Below are 22,434 nucleotides of genomic sequence, written 5' to 3' on the forward strand. Positions count from 1 at the left end.
TCCCACGACGTGTCCTCTCACACCTCCTTGCATCACGCCTCTCATGGCTCGTCTCCTATCGACGCGTACCGGATAGAAGACGAACCCTTCTACCGATCGTCCGGCGACGAGATCGCCTGGTTCGGGCACGCGTATGCCCACCGGCTGCCGATGGTCCTGAAGGGGCCCACCGGCTGCGGGAAGACGCGGTTCATCGAGCATATGGCCTGGAAGCTGCGCAAGCCGCTGATCACCGTGGCCTGCAATGAAGACATGACGGCTTCCGACCTGATCGGGCGCTACCTGCTGGATGCGCAGGGCACCACCTGGCACGATGGCCCGCTGACCACGGCCGTGCGCCATGGCGCGATCTGCTACCTCGATGAAGTCGTCGAGGCGAGGCAGGATACGACGGTGGTCATCCATCCCCTGACCGATGCACGCCGTATCCTGCCGCTCGACAAGAAGGGCGAGATCGTGCACGCGCATCCGGATTTCCAGTTGGTGGTGTCCTACAATCCCGGCTACCAGAGCCGCTCCAAGGACATGAAGCCGTCGACCCGGCAGCGCTTCGTGGCCATGCAGTTCGACTATCCGGAGAAGGAGGCCGAAGCCGCCATCGTCGCCGGGGAGGCCCGGGTGCCGATGGCGCTGGCGGCGCGGCTGGTCGATATCGCGCACCGGTCCCGCGCGCTGAAGCACCGCGGACTGGACGAGGGCGTCTCGACCCGGATGCTGATCTACGCGGCCGTGCTGATCGGCGCGGGCGTCGCGCCACGGCAGAGCTGCGAGATGACGATGACGCAGGCACTGACCGACGACCCGGACATCGCCCTGGCGCTGCGCGGCTTCGTCGAGGCGTACTTCACGTGAGGGCGGCCGCCATGCGTTCGAGCTTTCCTCCGGAGGCGGGCCATGCCGGCGGCGCGCTCGACCGATCCGTGCCGATGCCTGCCGCGGATGCCATGGCGGGCGAAAGCGGGCAAAGAGACGTGGCCGGGCGCTGGCTGGCGGCGCTGGACGATGAAGATCCCGCCTGCGCGCGTGCGGCCGGTGCGCGCCTGGAGACGCTGCTGGCCCGGCTCTCCGGCGACGCCTTCGGACGCTGGGTGCTGACCGGCATGCGGCTGTATCCCAACGAGCCGGCCAGGCGCGAGCAGTATTTCCGGCTGGAAGATGCCCGGGCGATCGCGGCATTCCATGCCGAGGCGGGCGCCGGCGACCTGTCGTCGGCAATGCCGTCGCTGACGCTGTTGCTGGAAGGCCTGTCAGGGCGGCGTATGCATATCCAGCCACGGAGCCAGTTCGCGCTGCATGCCGCACCGCTCAGGCCGGTCCTGGCGAGCGGCCACCTGCTGCTGCCCGACGACTACACATCGCTGGACGCGCCGGACCGCTACCAGCTTTATCGCGCCGCGGTCGCGCATGCCGTCGCCCATCTGCGCTACTCGCCAGCGGCTTTGCCCGTCGAGGCGCTCAAGCCCATGAGCCTGGCGGTGGTCGCCGCGGTGGAGGACGCGCGCGTGGAGCGCCTGCTGGTGCGCGACTGCCCCGGCACGCGGGCCTGGTTTGTCCCTTTGCTGGAGCAAAACCTGCAGGCCCATGGGCTGGGTTTTGCGGCCTTGATATCGCGGATGAGCCTGGCCCTGATGGAGCCGGCCTACCAGGACGACAACTACTGGGTGAACAAGGCGCGCACGCTGTTCGACGCCCTCGGCGACGAGCAGGGCGACTATGCGGCATGCCGGCGGGTGGCCTCGGTCCTGGCCAACGACCTGGGGCAGATGCGGGTTCGCTTTCATCCGCAGCAATATGCCGTGCCGGCAGCCTACCGCGACGACAATGCCTATCTCTGGGATTACGGCAACCCGGAGACGCCGCCGCAGGCCCAGGAGCTGGAGGTGCAGTCTCATGCTGCCTTCCAGGCGGCGCAGCAGGAGGCGTGCCATGACGACAAGCGGGACGCGCAGGAGCCGGTAGCGGTGACCGCGGTCGAATTGCGGCGGGCGTTGTATCCGGAGTGGGACTACCGCCTGGCGCGGTCGCGCAGCGACTGGTGCACGGTCATCGAGCGGTCCTTCGCCGCGCCCGTGCGTGCCGTCGGTGCTGCGCCGCCGCAGGCCCGGGCGGTGCCGGTCCTGACGCTTGCGCGCCGCCGGCATCTCAGCCGCGATGCGCGCCTGCGCCGCCAGCTCGAGGGGGAGACGCTGGATCTCGATGCGGCCATCGAACTGGCGGTCGAGCGCAGGCTCGATCTCGCCCCGGAACCCAGGCTGTTCATCCGCCCCGCGAGCAAGGCGCGCGTATCGAGCATCCTGCTGCTGCTGGATGTCTCCGCGTCGACCAACGACGTGTTGCCGGGGGCGCAGCGCTCGGTTCTCGATATGGAGAAGGAGGCCGCCATCGTGCTGGCGCGCGCGGCGAGCGCCAGCGGTCACCGCATCGCGGTGCACGGCTTTTCGTCGGATACGCGCGCGTCCGTGAACTACTATCGCCTGCTCGATTTCGGGGCGGCCTTCGACGATGCGGGCGAGCGTGCGATCTGGTCGCTGACGGGGCAGTACTCGACGCGCATGGGAGCCGCCCTGCGCCATGCGGGCAATTGCCTGCGCGGCGAGCCGGGCGACCACCGCGCCGTCATCGTCATCACCGACGGCGCGCCCTCCGATGTGGATGTGTTCGACCATGACTACCTGATCCGCGACGCGCAGGCCGCCGTCGACGACGGCTGGCGGGCAGGCGTGGCCAGCTACGGCATTGCCGTCGACCCCGGCGCGGCCGCCTACATGCGCACGATCCTGGGCCATGGCAATTTCCGCATCGCCAGCGAACCTGCGGCATTGCCCGCGCAACTGGCCGCGCTATATGCGAGGCTTGCCGCGGCATAGCCGCGCCAGATCGGGAGAACTGCCTTGGAAACCTGTTTTTTCGCCGTGTCCACGCGCCTGCGTCCGAACTCCTTTGGAGTAGAATCGGGCGCTGAAACCACGGGTTGCCGCCCGCTCTCCCTGCTGTCGCCGGCCGGATCCGGCAGGGAGCCGCTGGCGCGATCGAGGCCACGGTGATCATCGCGATGTTGCACCGGCGGCATCGCTACCTACAGGGATGTTTTCGAGCATGTCTTTGCCAGTACCTTCAGTCGGGATCGAAACCGGCCTGCGTTGCGCCCGGCGCGGGCCAAGTCTGCGAAGGAGTGTGCGCCGTGGCGAATAAGGACCCGATCCGCATTGGCGTGCTGTTTTCCGAAACCGGGGTGACTTCCACCATCGGGCGGTCGCAGCTGCAAGGCACGCTGCTTGCCATCCAGGAGGTGAACGACGCGGGCGGGATCGACGGGCGCGAGATCGTGCCGGTCGTCTACGACGCATGCTCGTCGCCGGCGGTCTATGCGCAGATGGCGGAACGGCTCATCGTCCATGACAAGGTCAACGTCATCTTCGGCTGCTATATGTCCAGCAGCCGCAAGGCCGTGCTTCCGGTCGTCGAGAAGTGGAACAGGATCCTGTTCTACCCGACCTTGTACGAGGGCTTCGAGTTCTCGAACAACATCATCTACACGGGCGCCGCGCCGAACCAGAACAGCGTTCAGCTTGCCGAGTTCATGACCGCCAATTTCGGCGCGCGGGTGTACCTGATCGGTTCCGACTATATCTATCCCTATGAGTCGAACCGCATCATGGGCGAGCTTGTGCTGCAGCGGCAGGACAGCGACAAGGTCGGCGAGCGCTATGTGCCGCTCGATGCCACGGAGAAGGATTTCAGGCCGATCATCGCGGATATCCTCGACAAGCGGCCGGACTTCATCTTTTCCACGGTGGTGGGCGACTCGACCGCCAGCCTCTATCGCGCCTACGCCGATGCGGGGCTGGATCCGAAGACCATGCCGATCGCCAGCCTGACCACTTCCGAGGCGGAGATCAGGCAGATGGGCGCCGATGTGGCCACGGGGCATTTCACGGCCGCTCCGTACTTCCAGTCGATCCAGTCCGATGCCAATCTGCGTTGCCTCGAACGTCTGCGCCGCAGGTTCGGGGAGGATTCGGTGCCGAACCTGTGCTGGGAGGCGGCCTATTTCCAGGTGCATATCTTTGCCAACGCATTTTCCCAGGCGGGCGACGATGAAATCGTGAACATCATGCCGCACATACTCGGCAGCGAGTTCGAAGCGCCGCAGGGCCGTGTGCGCATCGAGCCGTCCAATCACCACACCTGTCTTTATCCCCGCATCGGGGTGGCCAACTCGAAGGGCCAGTTCACCATCGTGCGCGAAGCCACGCGTCCGGTCCATCCCGATCCCTATCTCGTCACGCATTCGCTGGGCGACTGGACCACCACCCTGAGTACGCTGGAGCTTTGACGTGGAAGGTGGCAGCCAAAGGCGGACTATCCGGGCAACGCCCGCACTCTTGAAGGACCTGCGCACGCTGCGGGTGCTGGTGTTTCATCCGGACGATGCCGATGGCAAGCAGCTGACCCAGCAGTTGCAGCGGATCGGGTGCCAGGTGCAGGCGTTCTGGCCGCCGCTTCCCACCCTGCCCGAAGGGGTCGACGTGATCTTCCTGGCGGTCCGCCCCGACAGCATCGACGTGGGCTTCGAGTGGCTCAAGGCGGAGGAGGTGCCGACCATCATCGCGGTCGTCACCTACGAGAATCCGACGATCGTGGAGACGGTGCTGCATATCGGCTCGCAGGCGGTGCTGCCGTCGCCGGTGCGCTCGTTCGGCCTGCTGTCCGCCCTGGTCGTCGCGCGGCAGGTACATGGCGAGATCAAGTCGCATGTACGCAAGGTGCGCAAGCTGGAGGGCAAGCTGCTGGGCGTGCGGCGCATCGCCGAAGCCAAGGGCATCCTGATGCGCACGCGCCAGATCAGCGACGGCGCCGCCTATGACCTGATCCGCGACCAGGCCATGAGCAAGCGCGTCACCACGGAGGAGATCGCGGCGGCCATCATCAATGCCAACGAGATCCTGTCGTTGGGCAAGCGCTAGCCGCTGGTGGCGCAGCGTGCCCGCGCGGGCCGCTTGGCCGGGCGGGCTTCCTGGTTGCCGGCAGCCTGCTGCACCGCAATGCGGCGCTGCGCGCGCGCCCGGAAATCCGCCGAGGCCGAAAAAGTGCAACCGGACACGCATTCCCCGCAGGATTTCCTAAACTGCAAGACGTTCGCATTTTCCGTCCGCAGCCAGGCCACCCGCCATGACCCGTCTCGTCTTTGCCTCCGCCATCCAGCGCCATATCCCGAGCCCCGAGCGCGAAGTATCCGCGGCCACGGTGGGCGCCGCGCTGGAACAGGCTTTTATCGCGCAGCCGGAACTGCGCGGCTATATCCTGGACGACCAGGGCCAGTTGCGCCGGCATCTGGCGGTGTTCGTCGATGGCTCCGCCATTCTCGACCGCCGGCACATGAGTGACCGCGTGGGCGCCTGCAGCCAGATCTATGTGGTGCAGGCGCTATCCGGCGGTTGACGGCGACCGGCGGGCTGCATGGGACATGCCTGAAGCGGATGTGGATGAGCACAGGAGTTCAGCATGAGCGACCAGCTTCTCGTTGGCACCCGGAAGGGCCTGTTCATGTTGCGGCGCGACAGCGCCGGAGCATGGCAGACCGAGTCGGTGCATTTCCTGGGCGAGCCGGTCAGCATGGCGCTGGCCGATGCGCGCGACGGGGCCGTGTATGCGGCACTCAACCTCGGGCATTTCGGCGTCAAGCTCTGGCGGCGCCGGGCGCACGATGCGGCGTGGGAGGCCTGCGCGGTGCCGGTCTATCCGCCGCAGCCGGAGGCGGATTCCAGCGGCGGTGCCACGCTATCCGGCGTACCCGCCGCTGCGCAAACCGAAGGGAATGCCGCCGGGGCTACGGCGCCGGCGGAACCCCAATCCGGCCGGCCGCCCCCGGTGCCGTGGTCGTTGCAGCAGATCTGGTCGCTGGAAGCCGGCGGTGCGGACGAGCCGGGCGTGCTGTGGGCCGGCACCCTGCCGGGCGGGCTGTTCCGCTCCGGCGACGGCGGCGCCAGCTGGGCGCTCAACCGGCCGCTGTGGGACCGGCCCGAGCGCGGCGAGTGGTTCGGCGGCGGCTACGATGCGCCCGGCATCCACTCCATCTGCGTGGATCCGCACGACAGCCGTCACGTCACGGTAGCCGTATCCTGCGGCGGCGTCTGGCAGACCCGGGACGGGGGCGGGAACTGGACCTGCACCACCAGTGGCATGGTGGCGGACTACATGCCGCCGGAGCGGCGCGAGGACGCCAATATCCAGGACCCGCACCGCCTGGCGCAATGCACCGCGCATCCGCATGCCATGTGGGTGCAGCACCATAACGGTATCTTCCGCTCGGGGGATGGCGGCATGCGCTGGCAACGCCTGCAGGCGCAGCCGTCGAGCTTCGGCTTTGCCGTGGCGGCGCATCCGCGCCGGCCCAATACCGCGTGGTTCGTGCCGGCGGTGAAGGACGAATGCCGCGTGCCGGTGGGCGGCCAGCTGGTTGTCACGCGCACGCGCGATGGCGGGCACAGCTTCGAGGCATTCTCCGATGGCCTGCCCGCGGCGCCGGCTTACGACCTGATCTACCGGCATGGACTGGCAGTGGACGACAGCGGCGAGCGTCTCGCCATGGGTTCCACCACCGGCGGCCTGTGGATATCGGAGAATGGCGGCGAGCGTTGGCGCATGGTCTCGGCGCATCTGCCGCCGGTCTATTGCGTGCGCTTTGCCTGAGTTGTGCAGGCGTGTTCCCTGATTCCCAACTCATCCCGAATCATTCCGGATCATCACGAATCCCGACCAGCCGATAAGGACGAGAACGCATGACAGAAGCCAGTACAAAGAAGAGCGGCGCGGCCACCACGGCCGCAGCGGCCAGGACCCGAAAGCCCGCCGGCGCGGCCGCCATCGCCCGGGTAGGCATAGGCGGCTGGAACTTTGCCCCGTGGCGCGACAACTTCTATCCGGCCAAGCTGGCGCAAAGCCGCGAACTCGAATACGCCAGCCGGCAGCTCACCGCGATCGAGATCAACAGCACCTATCACGGCACCCAGAAGCGCACGTCCTTCGCCAAATGGCGCGACGAGACGCCCGACGGCTTCGTGTTCTCGCTCAAGGCGTCGCGTTTTGCCACCAATCGCCGCGTACTGGCGGAATCCGGCGAATCGATCGCGCGCTTTCTCGGCAGCGGCATTGCCGAGCTGGGCGACAAGCTTGGCCCGGTGGTCTGGCAGTTCGCGCCCACCAAGCAGTTCGATCCCGAGGATTTCGAGGCCTTCCTGGCGCTGTTGCCGGCGTCGGTCGAGGGCCGCTCGCTGCGCCATGTGCTCGAGGTGCGTCACGCAAGCTTCATGACACCGGACTTTCTCACGCTCGCACGCAAATATGGGGCGGCCACCGTCTTTACCGATGCGGACAAGTTTCCCTCCTTCGCCGATCTCACCGCGGACCTGGTCTACGCGCGGCTGATGTGCAGCAGCGAAACGCTGGCCACCGGCTACGCGCCGGAGGCGCTCGATGCGTGGGGCGAGCGGGTGAGGACCTGGGCGGCGGGCGGCATGCCCGAGGATCTGCCGCGGGTGGACGGCAAGGCGGCGGCAAAGCGCAAGCGCGAGGTTTTTGTGTTCTTTATCAACGGCGCCAAGGAGCGCGCGCCGGCGGCGGCGGGGGCGTTGCTGGCGCGGCTGGGGTGGCAGGCGCCGCCGTGGGATGCCGGTCGCAAGGCGGGATGAGCGGCGCCCGGGGGGCGGCGGGGATGGCAGGATTCCCCTGCAACGGCCCCCCGTGGCGGTTTGCCGCGCCATCCCGCCGTACCTGCCGCTGCGCCGCCAGCGTCCCGGCTCGTTCGTCACCGCCATCCCGCTATAATCCGGCATGACCTCAAGCCCTACCCAATCCGCAGCGCCCGCCGCTGCCGGCGCCTCTTTCTCCAAACTGCCCCTTTCGCCCGCTACGCTGGCGACCCTGGAGCAGCTCGGCTACCAGACCATGACCCCGATCCAGGCGGCCAGCCTGCCGATCGCGCTGGCCGGCCAGGACCTGATCGCGCAGGCCAAGACCGGCAGCGGCAAGACCGCCGCCTTCGCGCTGGCGCTGCTGAGCCGCCTGGATGCGCGCCGCTTCGACGTGCAGGCGCTGGTGCTGTGCCCCACGCGGGAGCTGGCCGAGCAGGTCACGCAGGAAATCCGCCGCCTGGCGCGCGCGGAAGAAAACATCAAGATCCTGACCCTGTGCGGCGGCTCGCCGATGCGCCCGCAGGCCGACAGCCTGGCGCATGGCGCACATATCGCCGTGGGCACGCCCGGCCGCATCATGGATCACCTGGAGCGCGGTACGCTGCACCTGGATGCGCTGAACACCCTGGTGCTGGACGAAGCGGACCGCATGCTCGACATGGGCTTCTTCGACGACATCGCCTATGTGGCGAGCCACTGCCCCAAGGAGCGCCAGACGCTGCTGTTCTCGGCCACCTATCCTGACGGCATCGCCAGGCTCAGCCAGCAGTTCCTGCGCAAGCCGCGCGAGATCAAGCTGGAGGAGCAGCATGACGACAGCAAGATCCGCCAGCGCTTCTACGAGGTGGACGACAGCGAGCGCCTCAATGCCGTGGGCCTGCTGCTCAACCATTTCCGCCCGGTCAGCACGCTGGCCTTCTGCAACACCAAGGCGCGTTGCCGCGACCTGGTGGAACTGCTGCGCGCGCAAGGCTTCGAAGCCCTGGCGCTGCACGGCGAGCTGGAGCAGCGCGAGCGCGACCAGGTGCTGGTGCAGTTCGCCAACCGCAGCTGCTCGGTGCTGGTCGCCACCGACGTGGCCGCGCGCGGGCTCGACATCGCCCAGCTGGAGGCGGTGATCAATGTCGACGTCACGCCGGATCCCGAGGTCTACGTCCACCGCATCGGCCGCACCGGCCGCGCCGACCAGGACGGCTGGGCGCTCAGCCTGGCCAGCATGAACGAGATGGGCCGCGTGGGCAATATCGAGCAGGCCGTGAGCGCCGAGATGGAATGGCAGCCCCTGTCCGCGCTGGCGCCGGCCAGCAACGAACGCCTGCTGCCCCCCATGGTGACGCTGCAGATCCTCGGCGGGCGCAAGGAGAAGATGCGCCCGGGCGACATCCTCGGCGCGCTCACCGGCGACGCGGGCTACGCCAAGGACCAGATCGGCAAGATCAACGTGATGGAGATGTCCACCTACGTGGCGGTCCAGCGCGCCATCGGGCGCGAAGCGGTGCGCAAGCTGAACGACGGCAAGGTCAAGGGCAAGCGCGTGAAAGTGCGCATGCTGACGGAATAACGGTGGCCGCGACGCTGCGGTACCCGATGCGCGAGGACGGCGTGCGGGGCGGGATGGCGCAAGGCCATCGCCGCGTGTCCCCGTGAAGACCCCGAAGCGGCTGCTGCCGCTGGTCGAAGACGGCCTGGTCGATGAAGTGCTGCGCCAGTTGATGAGCGGCAAGGAAGCCACCGTCTACGTAGTGCGCTGCGGCGAAGAGATTCGCTGCGCGAAGGTCTACAAGGATGCCGCGCAGCGCAGCTTCCGCCAGGCCGCCACTTACCAGGAAGGCCGCAAGGTCAAGAACAGCCGGCAGGCGCGCGCCATGGAGAAAGGCACGCGCTACGGGCGCAAGGTGGCGGAAGAAGCCTGGCACAACGCCGAGGTGGATGCCTTGTACCGTCTTGCCGCCGCCGGCGTGCGGGTGCCCAGGCCCCATCTGTGCTTCGAGGGCGTGCTGCTGATGGAGCTGGTGGTGGATGCCGGCGGCAACGCCGCGCCGCGCCTGAACGATGTGGCGCTGAGCGAGGAACTGGCACTGCAGTTCCACGCGGCGCTGATCGGGCAGGTGATCCTGATGCTGTGCGCCGGCGTGGTGCACGGCGACCTGTCCGAATTCAATATCCTGGTGGACGCCGAAGGGCCGGTCATCATCGACCTGCCGCAGGCGGTGGACGCCGCCGGCAACAACGACGCCAGCGCGATGCTGGAGCGCGACGTGGATAACCTCGCGTTCTACTTCGGCCAGTTCGCGCCGCAGCTCAACGGTACCCAGTACGGCAAGGAGATCTGGGCGCTTTACCAGGCCGGCTTGCTGCATCCCGGCGTGAAGCTGACGGGGCGCGTGGCGGTGGACGACACGCCGGTGGACGTGGAAGCCGTGCTGCAGGAAGTGGAAGACGTGCGCCTGGAGGAAGAGGCGCGGCAGCGGTATCTGCTGAGCGCGGAGTGAGCGGGCGTTGATGGGGCGTTGAAGCCGCCGGGCGAGGCGGCCCGGCGCGCGTGCCTCCCTCGCCCGCCGCGCTTCCCTGCGTCAGCCCCACGCCGCCTGGGCATCAGGGCCGCATCAGGGCAGGCGCACCACATAGCCCGCCTTCGGCTCGCTCGCTCCCGCCACCAGGCTGGCAATGCGCTCCTGCGCCGCACCGAAGCCCTGCTCTTCGATTAGTGTCAGCCAGCCGTTGGCCGGCGCTTTCACATAGTCGATAAACGCGCGCTGCGCGGCGTTGAAGCGCTGGTTCACGCCTTCCGGCCCCCAGTCTGCATTGCGCTTGCGGATCTGCACCGGCGCGAAATAGAACTCGGGTCTGGGCCCGGGCAGCCCGGTGTCGCGCAGGAAGCCGGTGTTCTGCGCCGAGCCGGCGAAGCAGTCGTACACCAGCGCGGAACCGAAGTGATGGTGCACGCGCGCGCGCAGTGCCTCGTCCCCGGAGAAGTCCACGTAGAGGGTGGGCTCGCCGGTGGCGAGGGTTTCCAGCGTGTCGTAGGTGACCACCTCGCGGTAGCAGCCCAGCCCCTGCACAAAGGCGCGATTGCGTTCCGAGGTGACGGCAGCCAGAGAGACGCCGGGAATGTCCCGCAGGCAGAACGCGGTGCCATAGGCGGTCTTGCTGGAAGCGCTGGAGACGACCAGCCGGCTGGCGCCGAAGAAGCGGTTGTCTTCGAGGAAATCCGCCAGCATGAAGGAGGTGATGAACAGCGGCCGGTACAGCATCTGGTAGTTTTCCAGCGCGCTCGCGTAGGCGGCGTCGTTGCTGACGCGGGTGTATTGGTTGTAGGCCGAGGTCAGTGTCTTGCGATGCTCGCTGCCATCGTAGAAGCCGCGCGCGGTCACGCGCTCGGGCTGCATGCGCAGATGGCTGGCGATGGGGAAGTAGCCATAGAAGCGCTCGCCCGGCGCCACGCCGGGCACGCCGGAGTCCACTACGTCGGCAAAGCCCCATACCGGCATATGGCCCCATTCCTCTTGCCCGGTGGGAAAGAACTGCCAGTAGTGCATGGCGTCGCCAAAGGCGGCGTAGGTGACGTTGTTGGTGGTGAGGGCGAAGCGGTCGAGCTTCAGCAGCACTTCGCCGGGGGCGGCGTCGGTGCGTTCCTGGCGCGCTTCCAGCCGGCTCTGGTTTAGGGCATGCTTGCGGGTCAGCAGGCGGGTTACCTGGAGCGATTGTTCCGCGTTGTCCCGGTTGTTGCCGTGGTCCATGTTGTCTCCTTTTCCATCTTCGAGGTCGATTCGAGGTCGATGGCACCAATGTATCGCCGCAAGCCGGCTGGCGGGTTCGGAAACGCGGGCACCGCCGCCGGGCCGGCGCCGGGGCCGGCCCGGCCGTTGAAACGCCCGTCGCAGCAGCGCGCGCGCTTTACCGTGAACGCCATTTACGAGGCCTTTGTTCGGATATGGCTGGCACGCGGCTGGGACGGCGTGACCACGCGGGCGGTGGCGCTGGAGGCAGGATGCTCGGTAGGCACCCTGTACGAGTATTTCCCGAACAAGGAGGCGCTGCTGTCGGGCTATGTGCGGCACACCATCGAACTGCTGCTGGCGCGCATCGGGGCCGAGGTGGTGGACGCGCCCGGGCTGGACTGGCGCACGCGCATCGTGCGCCTGGTACGGCTGACCTGCGGCACGGACGACGCCCCGCCGGAAGGCTTCGGTCACGCCATGCTGATGCTGGAGGCGCGCATCGCCGAGACCCGGCACCATCGCCGCGTGTTCGACGAGTTGTGCGGGGCCTGGCTGCGCGCGCTGGCCGCCTGCCCGGACCTGCCGCGCGCGCCGGAGGCCAGCGCCGTGCGGAGCCTGCTGCAGGCGCTCTGGGGCGCGCGCCGCTACCGCCTGCTGCTGCAGGCGCCCGAGCCCGCGCAGGCGGCATGGGTGGCGGAGATGGAACGGCTTTGCCTGCTGTGGCTGGGCGATGCCGCGCCGCCCGCCGATGCTACTGACGCTACTGATCGCTCCTGAACCCCACCTTCTTGTGCGTGCCGTCGCAGAAGGGCTTGTTGCCCGACTGGCCGCAACGGCAGAGCCAGGCCTCGGTCATGCGGGCGACGGTCCTGCCGGTGCCGCTGATGACTTCGAGATTGCCCTTGACGTGCAGCGGCCCGTTGGGAATGGGATGGACGTCGAGCGGCCCGCCGCGCTGTGCCAGCGGTTCCGATGCCGCGGTGGCCGGCTCGCCGCTGGCGGCAAAGCCCGAGCCAGCGTGGCTGCTGTCGCACAGCGGCTTGTTGCGCGAGGCGCCGCAGCGGCACAGCGTGAGACGGAAGCCGGCCGGCTGGCCGTCGATGGCGATGGTGGCGCGCACCGCCAATGGTCCGTTTTCGAGTACACGCACCACGTTGACGAGGGGGCCGGCTTCGCCCGGGGAATCGTCGAGGGTCTGGTAGCTGATGGCGCCGGACGGACAGTTGTGCGCGATTTCGGCGATCTCTTCGGTGGTGGCGTTGTCGGGGTGGATCCACTCGCCCTGCACACCGGGCACGAAGACGTCCGGACGGTCCAGCACGCAATGACGCGAGTGGATGCAGCGGCTGTCGTCGAAGAGCACGATGACGCGCTTGCCGGCAACGGACTCGGTGGCCATGGCTGGGCCTCCTGCGCAATGCGCGCGCCGGAGCCGGCGCGCCTCTTCCTTTATAGCGCCTGCCGCGGGTTTGCGGGGGGCTTTTCCGGGGGCTCGGCCTTTTTGTAAAGATTCGTGCGCGTCACCCTGTAAGGCGCGGGCGGCTGGTGCTAATCTGAAAGCTACCGGTAGCGGCGATGCGCGCACAAGCCCTGCCGGATGCTCCCGCTTTGCGCGGCGGGTCATGTTGCAATCCATCGGGACAGAACAAGGAGTGGGTGATGAAGACTGCACGGCAGGTTCTTGAATCCAAGCCGACACAGGCTATCTACAGCATTTCCCCTGGCGCTACGGTTTATGCCGCGCTGCAGTTGATGGCGGAGAAGAGCATAGGCGCCCTGCTCGTCATCGAACATGGCGACATTGTCGGCATCCTCAGCGAACGGGACTATGCGCGCAAGGTGATCCTGATGCAGCGCACCTCACGCGAGACCTTTGTGCGGGACATCATGACCTCGGCGGTGATTTATGTCCGGGCCGAGCAAAGTACCGATGAGTGCATGGCGTTGATGACGCAGCACCGGATGCGGCATTTGCCGGTGATCGAGGGGGACACGCTGATCGGGATGGTATCGATCGGGGACCTGGTGAAGGATATTATCTCGGAGCAGAAGTTCATCATCGAACAACTGGAGCATTACATCACCGGGACCAGCCATCGCTGAGCCGGTGAGCCGCTCGGGGTTTGCGGGAGCGGGGAGCAAACCGGCGGTGGACCAGGCCAGGTCCTTGGCATTGATGCTAAGTCGTTGAAGTCAAAGAACTAATCTCCGGCCCCGCTGGAACGGGTACGCCCGGCCAGCCGGAGCCGGGGCCACGGCAGTAAAAAAACCACAGCGCTCCACACCATCTTCTTGCCATCCGCTTCCTGCGCGATAACGGCGAGAAGTCAAAAGATGCCCTCACGTTCGCTCGGAAGCCACGTCCGCGCTACATCGAAAACCAACTTGGCCGGCAACTCGATATTCGGTATCCGCATATAATTATGCGTTCACTGAATTAGGTCCTCCCCCGGGCCACCGCAAAGGCTTCGCCAGTCGCGCAGCACCGGGTACGCCCTCACTCGGCTGAATCCAATTTTGTGGCCATGTTCACCGCTGTAGGCTGACAAACAAGGTGGTTTGTCCGCCGTTGGGCGCAACGCTGGCTGCTTTTGCTCACGTGCCCTGCCGCCCCCCGATGTCTTCCTCTGCTGCCCCAACCGCATCTTCCGCATCTTCCGCATCTTCCGTCGCTACGCCGGCCCTGAGCCACCAGGCCATCATGCGCGTGATCGGCGGGATCATCCTGTGCATCCTGCTCGCCGCGCTGGACCAGACCGTGGTGATCCCGGCGGTGCCGGCGATCGCCAATGACCTGAACGGCTTTGGCCATTTGTCGTGGATCGTGACGGCCTACCTGATCACTTCCACGGTTTCCACGCCGCTCTACGGCAAGCTGTCCGATACCTACGGCCGGCGGCGGCTACTGATGCTGGCGATCGGGCTCTTTATCCTGGCTTCGGTGGCGTGCGCGATGGCGGCTTCGCTGGAGCAGCTGATCCTGTTCCGTGCGCTGCAGGGCATCGGCGGCGGCGGCCTGATGTCGCTGGCGCAGGCGGCCATTGCGGATGTGGTGGCGCCGCGGCAGCGCGGGCGCTACCAGGGTTACCTGGCCACCGTGTGGGCGGTGGCTTCCATCGCCGGTCCGCTGGTGGGCGGCTGGACTTCGGACCACCTGTCCTGGCGCTGGCTGTTCTGGATCAACGTGCCGCTCGGCCTGCTGGCCATGTTCATGTGCCATCGCGGCCTGAGCCAGCTGCAGGCGCGCGGCGGCTCGGCCCGGGTGGACTGGGGCGGGGCGTTGCTGCTGACGGTTTCCATCGTGGCCTTCCTGCTGGCAATGAGCTGGGGCGGCGATGTCTATGACTGGATCTCCCCCGAAATGGCCGGCCTTGCCCTGCTCGCCGTGGCGGCGCTGGCCGGGCTGGTCTGGCAGGAGCGCCGCGCGGCCGATCCGATGCTGCCGCCGCGGCTGTTCGGCAACCGCGCCTATGTGCTGGGCGTGGCGGCTTCCGCCCTGGCGGCGCTGAATATCTTCCTGTGCATCTTCGCGCTGCCGCTGCACTTCCAGCTGGTGCGCGGCGCCGATGCCTCGGAGTCCGGTTTGCTGGTCGTGCCTTTCCTGCTTTCCACGGTGGCGGGCAACTTCATCGTGGCCGGGCTGGCACCGCGCCTGGGGCGCATGCGCGGCATCCTGACCGGCGGCTTCATCGCTGCCGCGCTCGGCCTGATGGCGCTGGCGGCGGTCTCGCCCGCGACGCCGCTGGCCGTGGTGCTGCTGGCGATGATGCTGGCCGGCGTGGGCCTGGGCATGACCATGGTCGGTACCCTGATGACGGTGCAGAACGTGCTGGAGCGCCGCGATACCGGTGCCGGCACCGGCGCGCTGCTGGTGCTGCGCTCGCTCGGCAGCGCCTTCGGCGGCGCGTTGGCCGGCACCTTGCTGACGCTGGAATTCCGCAAGGCCCTGCATGCGTCCGGCCTGGCCCGGCAACTCGACCTGGGCGCGCTGCGCCACGGCAGCGAGGCGCTGGCCCACCTCTCGCCCGCGGTACGGGCGTTGCTGACGGGGGGCGTGGAATCGGGTTTTCGCCTGATCTTTACCCTCGGCGCCGTAGCTGCCTTGCTGGCCCTGACGATCGTGCGGCGCATGCCGGACGTGGAACTGCGCAGCAGCGTGACCGAACACGCGGCGACGCTGGCGATGGAGTAAGCGGGACGGCGGACAGGCATCGCCGGGGCCCCGCATCCATGGCGCGGCCAACGGCGTAAACTACGGTCAGACCACTTCCGGAGTTCCGTTCATGCGCCGCCCATCCTTCCAGCCTCCGCTCGCCCTGCGACCCATCGCCCTGTCCGGCGCGCTGGCCCTGGCCGCGGTTGCTGCCGCCGTCGCCACGCCGCGCCTGGCGCAGGCAGCCGACGTCCAGCCGGCGCCGGCCGCCGCCAAGCCCGCGCTCGCCTGCCCGGCTTCGCTCAATTTCAAGTTCCCGCGCCTGCAGGACGAGGCGCCGCAGAACCTCTGCCAGTACGCCGGCAAGGTGGTGGTGGTGGTCAACACCGCCAGCTACTGCGGCTTCACCCCGCAGTACGAGGGGCTGGAGGCGCTCTATGCCAAGTACCGCGAGCGCGGCCTGGTGGTGCTGGGCTTTCCCTCCAACGATTTCTCGCAGGAGCCGGGGTCTTCCAAGCAGATCGCCGACTTTTGCTACAACACCTATGGCGTGAAATTCCCGATGCTGGGCAAGTCGCATGTGCGCGGCAGCGATGCCAATCCCATGTACGCGCTGCTGGCCAAGGAGTCCGGCACCACGCCCAAGTGGAATTTCTACAAGTACCTGATCGACCGCAACGGCCAGGTGGTGGGCAGCTACAACAGCATGACCAAGCCGGACGACCGGCAGTTCGTCGGCAAGATCGAGCAGTTGCTGGGCGAAGCGCGCTGAAGCGCGCCGGGCCAGGGCGCGATCCGAACGATACTTGACCGGCGTCAAGCCGCCGCCGCGCCACCATCGCTACTTTCGCCGCTTTGGGGAGAGACAGCCGATGGCAATCACGCTATACGAAGCCGACGGGCATACCTGCCTGTTGTTTTCCGACCTGGTCGAGGAGGAGCACGGCGAGGTGGTGCAGACCAACCAGTTCCTGATCGTCGATCATGGCCACGGCGCGCTGATCGATCCCGGCGGGCATATGACCTACGGCGAGCTGTTCCTGGCCATCAGCCGCTATTTCCCGCCCAAGCAGCTGGATTATGTGCTGGCCTCGCACGCCGACCCGGATATCGTCGCCTCGATCGGACGCTGGCTGACCGCCTCCACCAGCAGCGTGCTGATCTCGCGCGTATGGGCGCGCTTCCTGCCGCATTTCTGCCAGGCGGGCAAGACCGAAGGCCGCATCGTCACCATCCCCGACGCCGGCATGCCGATTCCGCTCGGCAACTGCACCCTGCTGGCGGTACCGGCGCATTTCCTGCACTCGGAGGGCAATTTCCAGTTTTACGATCCGGTCAGCAAGATCCTGTTCTCCGGCGACCTCGGCGCGGCCATGACCAGCGCACGGGAAGCCGGCGCGGTGGTCAGCGATTTTGCCGCCCACACCCGCGCCATGCTGCCGTTCCACCAGCGTTACATGAGCGGCAACCGCGCTTGCCGGCTGTGGGCCAATATGGTGCGCGAGCTGGATATCGAATGGATCGTGCCGCAGCACGGGCCGTCCTTTCGCGGCAAGGCCATGGTGGCGCAATTCATCGACTGGGTCGCGGCGCTGGCGTGCGGGCTCGACCTGCTGAGCCAGGACGACTACAGGCTGCCGCCCTGTAACAGCGCGCCAGCCTGAGCCGCGCGCTCAGTCGCGCGTCAATCCTTCCGCCTTGAGCGCCTCGTGCACCTTGGGCCGTGCCGCCACGCGCGACAGGTAGGCCTGCAGCGCGGGGTAAGCGCTCAGCGGGATGTGCAGGAAGTTGGCCCAGTTGACGACGGCAAAGCAGTAGGCGTCGGCCACCGTGAACTGTTTGCCGCCGAGGTACTCGCGCGTGGCCAGGTGCTGGTCGAGTTCGGCGAAGCGCCGGGCCACCTTGGCCAGGCATTGCTCGCGCGTGCTGTCGGCGGTTTCCTTGTGCCACAGCCAGGGGCTGAAGACCTTGTGCAGTTCGGTGGAGACCAGGGTCAGCCAGCCTACCGTTTCGAGGCGTTCCCTGGTGCCGGCCGCCGGCAGCAGCGCATGGCCGGGCGCCAGGTCGCCCACGTATTGCAGCAGCGAGGCGGCTTCGGTGTGGCGCGAGCCGTCGTCCAGCTGCAGCAGCGGCACGTAGCCGCGCGGGCTGATCGCATAGAAGTCGTCGCTGCCGTTCTCCGCCACCGTCAGCTTGTGCGCGGGGAGTTCGACCTTGGCCAGCGTGAAAGGCAGCCCGGCTTCGCGCAGCGCGATATGGACGGCCAGGGAGCAGGCACCGGGGGAGTAATAGAGTTTCATCGGATTCCTTTTCTTTTCATTTCTTTTCGGGGAGGCGGCAAGAGGGCGTGCCGCCGGGGGTTGCCGTCACGGCTTGTCGTGACCGTGGCGTCAGTCTAGGATTGCGGTTACGCAATCACAATGCGCACCGACGCAAGTCATGATTGCGTCGGTGCAATACGCCATGCCATACCAGCTATCCTCCCCCGACCTCGACATCGTGCTCGCCCTGGTCCGCGGCGCCACCCTGGCCGAAGCCGGCCGCAGGCTCGGGCTCGATGCCTCCACGGTATTCCGCGCCTTGCAGCGCATCGAGAAGGGCCTGGGCCGGCGCCTGTTCGAGCGCAGCCGCGCGGGCTACCTGCCCACCGAACTGGCCCAGCAGTTCGCCCAGCATGCCGAGCGCATCGAGTCCGAACTGGAAGCCGCGCGCAGCCATGCGGCGCTGTCGGCACAGACCGTGACCGGGCTGGTGCGCATCACCACCACCGATACCGTGCTGCATGGCATGGTGCTGCCGGCGCTGGCGCCGCTCGGGCGCCGCCATCCCGGGCTGCGCTTCGAGATGATCGCCACCAACGAACTGGTCAGCCTGACCCGGCGCGATGCCGACATCGCCGTGCGTGCCACGCGGCAGCCGCCGGACCACCTGATCGGCAGGCGCCTGGGTCCCTTGCGCGTGGCGGTGTTCGCCGCGCGCGAACTGGTCGAGGCGGCGGGCGTGCCGGTGCCGGCGCCGGGCGGGACCTTCGACGCTGCCGCGCTATCGGCGCTATCGGCCCTGCCGTGGATCGCCCCCGACGAGGCCTTGCCCGATCACCCGTCGGTGCGCTGGCGGCGCAAGCACCTGCCGCGCGTGGCGCCGCAGTACGGCGTCAACAGCATCGCCGGCGTGGTGGAGGCGGTGGAGGCCGGCCTGGGCGCGGGCGTCGTCTCGCTGATGATGGGACGGCGCAGCGGCAGGCTGGTCGAACTGACCGGCCCGCTGGAGGAATGCCAGACCGACCTGTGGCTGCTGACCCATCCCGAGTCGCGGCACCTGCGGCGCATCGCCACCGTGGTCAGCCATCTTGCGGAGCATGTCTGGCTGGACGGGTAGTCCGTCTATCCAGGCTGCGCGGTCCGCGGCTCATGGCGCTGCCAGCGCGGCGGGAATGGCACTGGCGAGGAAGTCGTAGACGGCGCGGATGCGTACGCTGGCGCGGATCTCGCGATGCACGGTGAGCCAGACCGGCAGCGGCGGAATCGGCAGCTCCGCCAGCACGGTGCGCACGCGCGGGTCGCCGGCGGCGATATAGCGCGCGGCGAAGCCCACGCCCAGCCCGGCACGGATCGACTGCCACAGCACGATGTCGTCGTCGCTGCGCACGCCGAAGGCCTCGCGGCTGATTTCCAGGCCCATGCCGCGCATGCCGCGCACGATGGTGTCGTCGCGGTCATAGCCGATCAACTCGTGGCGCAGCAGGTCCTGCGGCGTGCGCGGCACGCCCTTGCGGCGCAGGTAGTCCTCATGGGCGCAGGCGCATAGCGGCACCGCCGCCACCTTGCGCGCGATCAGCGAGGCCTGCTCCGGCCGCACCATGCGAATGGCGATATCTGCCTCGCGCCGCAGCAGGTTGCTGACCTCGTTGGACGACACCACCTCGATGGCGAGCTGCGGCTCGCGCAGGCGCAGATCGGCGAGCAGCGGCGGCAGCAGGAAACTCGCCACCGCGCGGCTGGCCGAGATGCGCACGGTGCCTTTGACGCCGGTCTCGCTGCGTGCCAGCGTGCGCGCCACCGCATCGGCGCCTTGCTGCATCGCGCGCGCATGTCCGGCGATGGCGCGCGCCGCGTCGGTGGGCTGCAGGCCGTGGCCGGTGCGCTCGAACAGCGGCACGCCGAGCTGCGCCTCCAGTTGCGCCACATGGCGCCCCAGCGTGGGCTGGCTGCTGGATAGCCGCCGCGCCGCGCCCAGCAGGCTGCCGCATTCCATCACGGCCAGGAAGGAGCGCATCAGCGTCCAGTCGAATTCCTCGGCCATCCTGATCTCTCCCTGCGCCGCGAAGGCGCGGCGCGATATTCAAAAATGCATCCCGGACTTGCAAGTTCATGCAATTGTGGGGCAGCGCGGGATCGGCCACAATGGTCTCGAACGAATCCCGCCGGCCACGGGGCACGGGCGGCAGGGGCGGCATCAAATGGAGAACGTCGTGAGCGAAACCGTATTGATCCTGGGCGCCAACGGCCGGCTGGGCCGCACCCTGGTGGAGGCCTTTGCCGCCGCCGGCTGGCGCGTGCTGGCACAGGCGCGGCGCCCGCTTGCCGGCGCGGTGCCGCACGGCGTGCGCAGCCTCGCCACCGGTGTGGCGGACACTGCCCAGCTGGTGACGGCGGCGCGCGGCGCCAGCGTGGTGGTGAACGCCCTCAACCCGGTCTACACGGAATGGGAGCGGCACGCCGAAACGCTGGCGCGCAACGCGATGGACGTGGCGCAGGCGCTGGACGCGCTGTTGCTCTTCCCGGGCAATGTCTACAACTTCGGCGAATCGATGCCGGCCCTGCTGCGGCCCGACACCGTGGCGCGGCCGAGCACGCGCAAAGGCGAAATCCGCTGCGCCATCGAAGCCGCCATGCGCGCACGCGCACCCGCGCTGCGCAGCGTGGTCATCCGTGCCGGGGATTTCTTCGGCGGCCCGGGGCGGGGCGCGTGGATGGACCTGGCGATCGCCAAATCGCTCGATCAAGGCAAGGTGGTCTACCCCGGCCCGCGCGACCGCGCGCATGCCTGGGCCTACCTGCCCGATCTGGCGCAGGCATTCGTTGCGGTCGCCGCGCGCCATGCCGGCCTGCGCGGCCATGCCGTACTGCATTTCGCCGGCGATACGCTGACGGGCGACGAACTGGTGAGCGCGCTGGCCGAAGCCAGCGGCATGCGGCAAGCGCCGCGCGTGGGCGGCATGCCGTGGTGGCTGATCCGCGCGGGGGGCGCGGTGGTGCCGATGTGGCGCGAGCTGGCCGAGATGGCGTACCTGTGGAAGGTGCCGCACGCGCTCGACGGCAGCGCGCTGGAAGCGCTGGCAGGCGCGTTGCCGCGCACGCCGCTCAGGCAGACGCTGCGTGCGAGTCTTGGCGAACTGGGTTTGCGTGTGGCAGCGTAGGCGCGGCGGCGGCTACGTCATCGCATCGGCCCGCGCGATCACGCTGCCGAAATGATGCCGCCACAGCTGCACGCCCAGCGCGCCGGAAGGATCGAGTGAGGAGCCCACGGTGAGGTCGGAGACCAGCGTGGGCTGCAGCCCGGCGTCAAACAGCGCGAATCCCGCCGCCAGCACGCACGTCTCGGTCTGGATGCCCGCGACCAGCACGCGCTCGGGCGCCAGTTCGCGCAGATACGCGATGGTCTCTGCGGACGGCAGATAGCCATGCTTCACGAACACGCGATCCGCCGGAATCAGGGACTGGTCGCCTGTGCCGGGTGCCCAGCCAAGCTGGCGCATGAACGGCGTGCGCGCTTCGTCATGGTGTTCCACGGTCGCCGCCGAAGGCATCCGGCCTATCAGTGACAGCAGGCCGTCGATCAGCCATTGCGGCGGCGAGAAGGTGGGCTGGACATCGACGATCAACAGGGCTTGTCGCAAGGTATTGCTCTCCGGCGGTCGCATCGGCATGCTTGGCCGGAGCATTATAGGAGACGGCCGCTCCATGTCCGGCTGCACGCGACAACCTCGTCCTGGTCCAGCATGGCCGCCAGCGTCGGCGGCAAGCCGCGATTGGGCTTGCGCGGCGGCCGCGCGAAACTGCCTTCCGCGGCGCCGGTGGGCGCCAGCGCGACCAGGCTCTCGCAGTGGCGGATGGCGCTCGACACGCCGTCCACCACCGGCACCGGAATCCGGTCCCTGAGCGTACGCGCCAGGCCCGCCAGCGGTGCCCCCGCCACGATGATCACGTCCGCGCCGTCCTCGCGCACCGCCTGCAGGCTCATTTCCTCCAGCCGCGCGGCGTGGTCCTCCTGCACGCTGCCGATATCGCGCAGCGGCTGCTGCAACGACCGCACGCTGGCCAGCCGCGCGGTCAGTCCGCTGGCCGCCACGCACTCGCGATACCACGCCTCGATCCGATGCGAAATCGCGATGATGGAAAAGCGCTGCCCCAGCAGGCAGGCGCTCGCCAGGGCGGCCTCCGTCATGCCCACCACCGGCACATTGAACAACTCCTTCAGCCCCGCCAGCCCCGGATCGCCGAACGCCGCCACCACCAGGCCATCGAACCGCCCCTGGTGCTCCGCCGCCACGCAAGCCGTGGCATAGCCGCCCACCAGCGCCTCGAAGCGCGTCTCGATATAGGCCACGCCAAACTGCGCCGTAGCCATGGTCAACGAAGTGCCGGGCGAAACCGAGCGCAAAGCCTCCGCGTGGATCAGTTCGGTAACGCTCTCGGAAATATTGGGATTAACAACAAGAATGCGCATGATCAAGTCCGGAAAATACATCAGGGATCAGGCCCCCAGGGGCCACCCTTCAAGCGATGCGAAGCGAGCCGTGAAGGTCTGCCAGGCCGTATGGGGCGCCTCGTCGTTGACGTCAAGCAGTTGAAGCGAAGAAGTT

Annotated in this window: 22 protein-coding genes; 16 read left to right on the plus strand and 6 right to left on the minus strand. The window is 67.9% G+C overall.

All coding sequences use genetic code 11. The features are described from left to right. The first annotated feature begins 9 nt into the window (after positions 1-9). The 9 genes from P3W85_RS39030 to P3W85_RS39070 all read left to right on the plus strand — a co-directional run bounded on the left by P3W85_RS39030 (position 10) and on the right by P3W85_RS39070 (position 10,186). Entirely contained in the window at positions 10-852 is an 843-nt protein-coding gene (locus tag P3W85_RS39030; RefSeq protein WP_276268758.1) for a CbbQ/NirQ/NorQ/GpvN family protein, read from the plus strand. Positions 853-863: 11 nt separating this feature from the next. Next, positions 864-2,867 carry a nitric oxide reductase activation protein NorD gene (locus P3W85_RS39035; protein ID WP_276268738.1) on the plus strand — a complete coding sequence of 668 codons (2,004 nt, stop codon included), beginning with the start codon at positions 864-866 and terminating at the stop codon, positions 2,865-2,867. A gap of 314 nt (positions 2,868-3,181) precedes the next feature. Further along, positions 3,182-4,336: a transporter substrate-binding domain-containing protein gene (locus tag P3W85_RS39040; RefSeq protein WP_017225843.1), complete on the plus strand. Its 1,155-nt coding sequence runs from the start codon at positions 3,182-3,184 to the stop codon at positions 4,334-4,336. A 1-nt stretch (position 4,337) separates the two neighbouring features. Then, entirely contained in the window at positions 4,338-4,967 is a 630-nt protein-coding gene (locus tag P3W85_RS39045; protein ID WP_276268739.1) for an ANTAR domain-containing response regulator, read from the plus strand. 205 nt (positions 4,968-5,172) lie between these two features. Then, positions 5,173-5,442, plus strand: coding sequence for a hypothetical protein (locus tag P3W85_RS39050; RefSeq protein WP_017225841.1), 270 nt, complete (start codon positions 5,173-5,175; stop codon positions 5,440-5,442). 63 nt (positions 5,443-5,505) lie between these two features. Continuing rightward, positions 5,506-6,693, plus strand: a complete 1,188-nt coding sequence (locus P3W85_RS39055; RefSeq protein WP_276268740.1) for a WD40/YVTN/BNR-like repeat-containing protein — start codon at positions 5,506-5,508, stop codon at positions 6,691-6,693. An 89-nt stretch (positions 6,694-6,782) separates the two neighbouring features. Continuing rightward, entirely contained in the window at positions 6,783-7,691 is a 909-nt protein-coding gene (locus tag P3W85_RS39060) for a DUF72 domain-containing protein (protein ID WP_276268741.1), read from the plus strand. 142 nt (positions 7,692-7,833) lie between these two features. Beyond that, a complete protein-coding gene (gene dbpA / locus P3W85_RS39065) occupies positions 7,834-9,255 on the plus strand; it encodes an ATP-dependent RNA helicase DbpA (protein ID WP_276268742.1) in 1,422 nt (473 codons plus the stop codon). Positions 9,256-9,337: 82 nt separating this feature from the next. After that, complete coding sequence (locus tag P3W85_RS39070) at positions 9,338-10,186, plus strand: PA4780 family RIO1-like protein kinase (RefSeq protein WP_017224659.1); 849 nt, start codon at positions 9,338-9,340, stop codon at positions 10,184-10,186. Positions 10,187-10,300: 114 nt separating this feature from the next. Here P3W85_RS39070 and P3W85_RS39075 read toward each other — a convergent pair whose 3' ends face one another. Then, positions 10,301-11,434 (minus strand): DUF2855 family protein, encoded by a 1,134-nt coding sequence (locus tag P3W85_RS39075; protein ID WP_276268743.1) that lies wholly within the window; start codon positions 11,432-11,434, stop codon positions 10,301-10,303. A 126-nt stretch (positions 11,435-11,560) separates the two neighbouring features. Between P3W85_RS39075 and P3W85_RS39080 the strand changes: the two genes are divergently transcribed. Beyond that, a complete protein-coding gene (locus tag P3W85_RS39080) occupies positions 11,561-12,193 on the plus strand; it encodes a TetR/AcrR family transcriptional regulator (protein WP_276268744.1) in 633 nt (210 codons plus the stop codon). Here the strand turns inward: P3W85_RS39080 and P3W85_RS45395 are convergent. Next, a complete protein-coding gene (locus tag P3W85_RS45395) occupies positions 12,177-12,815 on the minus strand; it encodes a CDGSH iron-sulfur domain-containing protein (protein ID WP_346430328.1) in 639 nt (212 codons plus the stop codon). The genes P3W85_RS39080 and P3W85_RS45395 overlap by 17 nt on opposite strands. Positions 12,816-13,075: 260 nt before the next feature. Between P3W85_RS45395 and P3W85_RS39095 the strand changes: the two genes are divergently transcribed. The 4 genes from P3W85_RS39095 (at position 13,076) to P3W85_RS39110 (ending at position 17,233) form a co-directional block, all read left to right on the plus strand. Continuing rightward, positions 13,076-13,519, plus strand: a complete 444-nt coding sequence (locus P3W85_RS39095; RefSeq protein ID WP_017229738.1) for a CBS domain-containing protein — start codon at positions 13,076-13,078, stop codon at positions 13,517-13,519. 598 nt (positions 13,520-14,117) lie between these two features. Further along, the gene (locus P3W85_RS39100) at positions 14,118-15,608 is read left to right on the plus strand and encodes an MDR family MFS transporter (RefSeq protein WP_276268745.1); all 1,491 of its coding nucleotides are present in this window, start codon (positions 14,118-14,120) and stop codon (positions 15,606-15,608) included. A 91-nt stretch (positions 15,609-15,699) separates the two neighbouring features. Next, entirely contained in the window at positions 15,700-16,341 is a 642-nt protein-coding gene (locus P3W85_RS39105) for a glutathione peroxidase (protein ID WP_276268746.1), read from the plus strand. A gap of 100 nt (positions 16,342-16,441) precedes the next feature. Then, positions 16,442-17,233 (plus strand): MBL fold metallo-hydrolase, encoded by a 792-nt coding sequence (locus tag P3W85_RS39110; protein WP_017226297.1) that lies wholly within the window; start codon positions 16,442-16,444, stop codon positions 17,231-17,233. Positions 17,234-17,242: 9 nt separating this feature from the next. Here the strand turns inward: P3W85_RS39110 and gstA are convergent, their stop codons facing one another. Further along, positions 17,243-17,869, minus strand: a complete 627-nt coding sequence (gstA, locus tag P3W85_RS39115; RefSeq protein WP_017226298.1) for a glutathione transferase GstA — start codon at positions 17,867-17,869, stop codon at positions 17,243-17,245. Between the two features lie 163 nt (positions 17,870-18,032). On the opposite strand from gstA, the gene P3W85_RS39120 reads away from it, so the two are divergent. Next, entirely contained in the window at positions 18,033-18,947 is a 915-nt protein-coding gene (locus P3W85_RS39120) for a LysR family transcriptional regulator (protein ID WP_276268747.1), read from the plus strand. Positions 18,948-18,977: 30 nt separating this feature from the next. Here the strand turns inward: P3W85_RS39120 and P3W85_RS39125 are convergent, their stop codons facing one another. Continuing rightward, positions 18,978-19,871 (minus strand): LysR family transcriptional regulator, encoded by an 894-nt coding sequence (locus tag P3W85_RS39125; RefSeq protein WP_276268748.1) that lies wholly within the window; start codon positions 19,869-19,871, stop codon positions 18,978-18,980. Positions 19,872-20,040: 169 nt separating this feature from the next. On the opposite strand from P3W85_RS39125, the gene P3W85_RS39130 reads away from it, so the two are divergent. Beyond that, complete coding sequence (locus P3W85_RS39130; RefSeq protein ID WP_276268749.1) at positions 20,041-20,988, plus strand: NAD-dependent epimerase/dehydratase family protein; 948 nt, start codon at positions 20,041-20,043, stop codon at positions 20,986-20,988. Positions 20,989-21,000: 12 nt separating this feature from the next. Here the strand turns inward: P3W85_RS39130 and P3W85_RS39135 are convergent, their stop codons facing one another. Both P3W85_RS39135 and P3W85_RS39140 read right to left on the minus strand, forming a co-directional pair. After that, on the minus strand, positions 21,001-21,468 hold the full coding sequence (locus tag P3W85_RS39135; RefSeq protein ID WP_035805069.1) for an isochorismatase family protein: 468 nt from the start codon (positions 21,466-21,468) through the stop codon (positions 21,001-21,003). 44 nt (positions 21,469-21,512) lie between these two features. Further along, positions 21,513-22,298 carry an aspartate/glutamate racemase family protein gene (locus tag P3W85_RS39140; protein WP_276268750.1) on the minus strand — a complete coding sequence of 262 codons (786 nt, stop codon included), beginning with the start codon at positions 22,296-22,298 and terminating at the stop codon, positions 21,513-21,515. Between the last annotated feature and the right edge of the window lie 136 nt (positions 22,299-22,434).

The organism is Cupriavidus basilensis (assembly GCF_029335485.1).
GTDB lineage: Bacteria > Pseudomonadota > Gammaproteobacteria > Burkholderiales > Burkholderiaceae > Cupriavidus > Cupriavidus basilensis_E.

Bases quoted from the DNA above. Each gene is read 5' to 3' on its own strand.
- P3W85_RS39035 (WP_276268738.1), top strand. From the start codon at position 864: ATGCGTTCGAGCTTTCCTCCGGAGGCGGGCCATGCCGGCGGCGCGCTC.
- P3W85_RS39050 (WP_017225841.1), top strand. From the start codon at position 5,173: ATGACCCGTCTCGTCTTTGCCTCCGCCATCCAGCGCCATATCCCGAGC.
- P3W85_RS39055 (WP_276268740.1), top strand. From the start codon at position 5,506: ATGAGCGACCAGCTTCTCGTTGGCACCCGGAAGGGCCTGTTCATGTTG.
- P3W85_RS39060 (WP_276268741.1), top strand. From the start codon at position 6,783: ATGACAGAAGCCAGTACAAAGAAGAGCGGCGCGGCCACCACGGCCGCA.
- dbpA (WP_276268742.1), top strand. From the start codon at position 7,834: ATGACCTCAAGCCCTACCCAATCCGCAGCGCCCGCCGCTGCCGGCGCC.
- P3W85_RS39075 (WP_276268743.1), bottom strand. From the start codon at position 11,434: ATGGACCACGGCAACAACCGGGACAACGCGGAACAATCGCTCCAGGTA.
- P3W85_RS45395 (WP_346430328.1), bottom strand. From the start codon at position 12,815: ATGGCCACCGAGTCCGTTGCCGGCAAGCGCGTCATCGTGCTCTTCGAC.
- P3W85_RS39095 (WP_017229738.1), top strand. From the start codon at position 13,076: ATGAAGACTGCACGGCAGGTTCTTGAATCCAAGCCGACACAGGCTATC.
- P3W85_RS39100 (WP_276268745.1), top strand. From the start codon at position 14,118: ATGCGCGTGATCGGCGGGATCATCCTGTGCATCCTGCTCGCCGCGCTG.
- P3W85_RS39105 (WP_276268746.1), top strand. From the start codon at position 15,700: ATGCGCCGCCCATCCTTCCAGCCTCCGCTCGCCCTGCGACCCATCGCC.
- P3W85_RS39110 (WP_017226297.1), top strand. From the start codon at position 16,442: ATGGCAATCACGCTATACGAAGCCGACGGGCATACCTGCCTGTTGTTT.
- gstA (WP_017226298.1), bottom strand. From the start codon at position 17,869: ATGAAACTCTATTACTCCCCCGGTGCCTGCTCCCTGGCCGTCCATATC.
- P3W85_RS39120 (WP_276268747.1), top strand. From the start codon at position 18,033: ATGCCATACCAGCTATCCTCCCCCGACCTCGACATCGTGCTCGCCCTG.
- P3W85_RS39125 (WP_276268748.1), bottom strand. From the start codon at position 19,871: ATGGCCGAGGAATTCGACTGGACGCTGATGCGCTCCTTCCTGGCCGTG.
- P3W85_RS39140 (WP_276268750.1), bottom strand. From the start codon at position 22,298: ATGCGCATTCTTGTTGTTAATCCCAATATTTCCGAGAGCGTTACCGAA.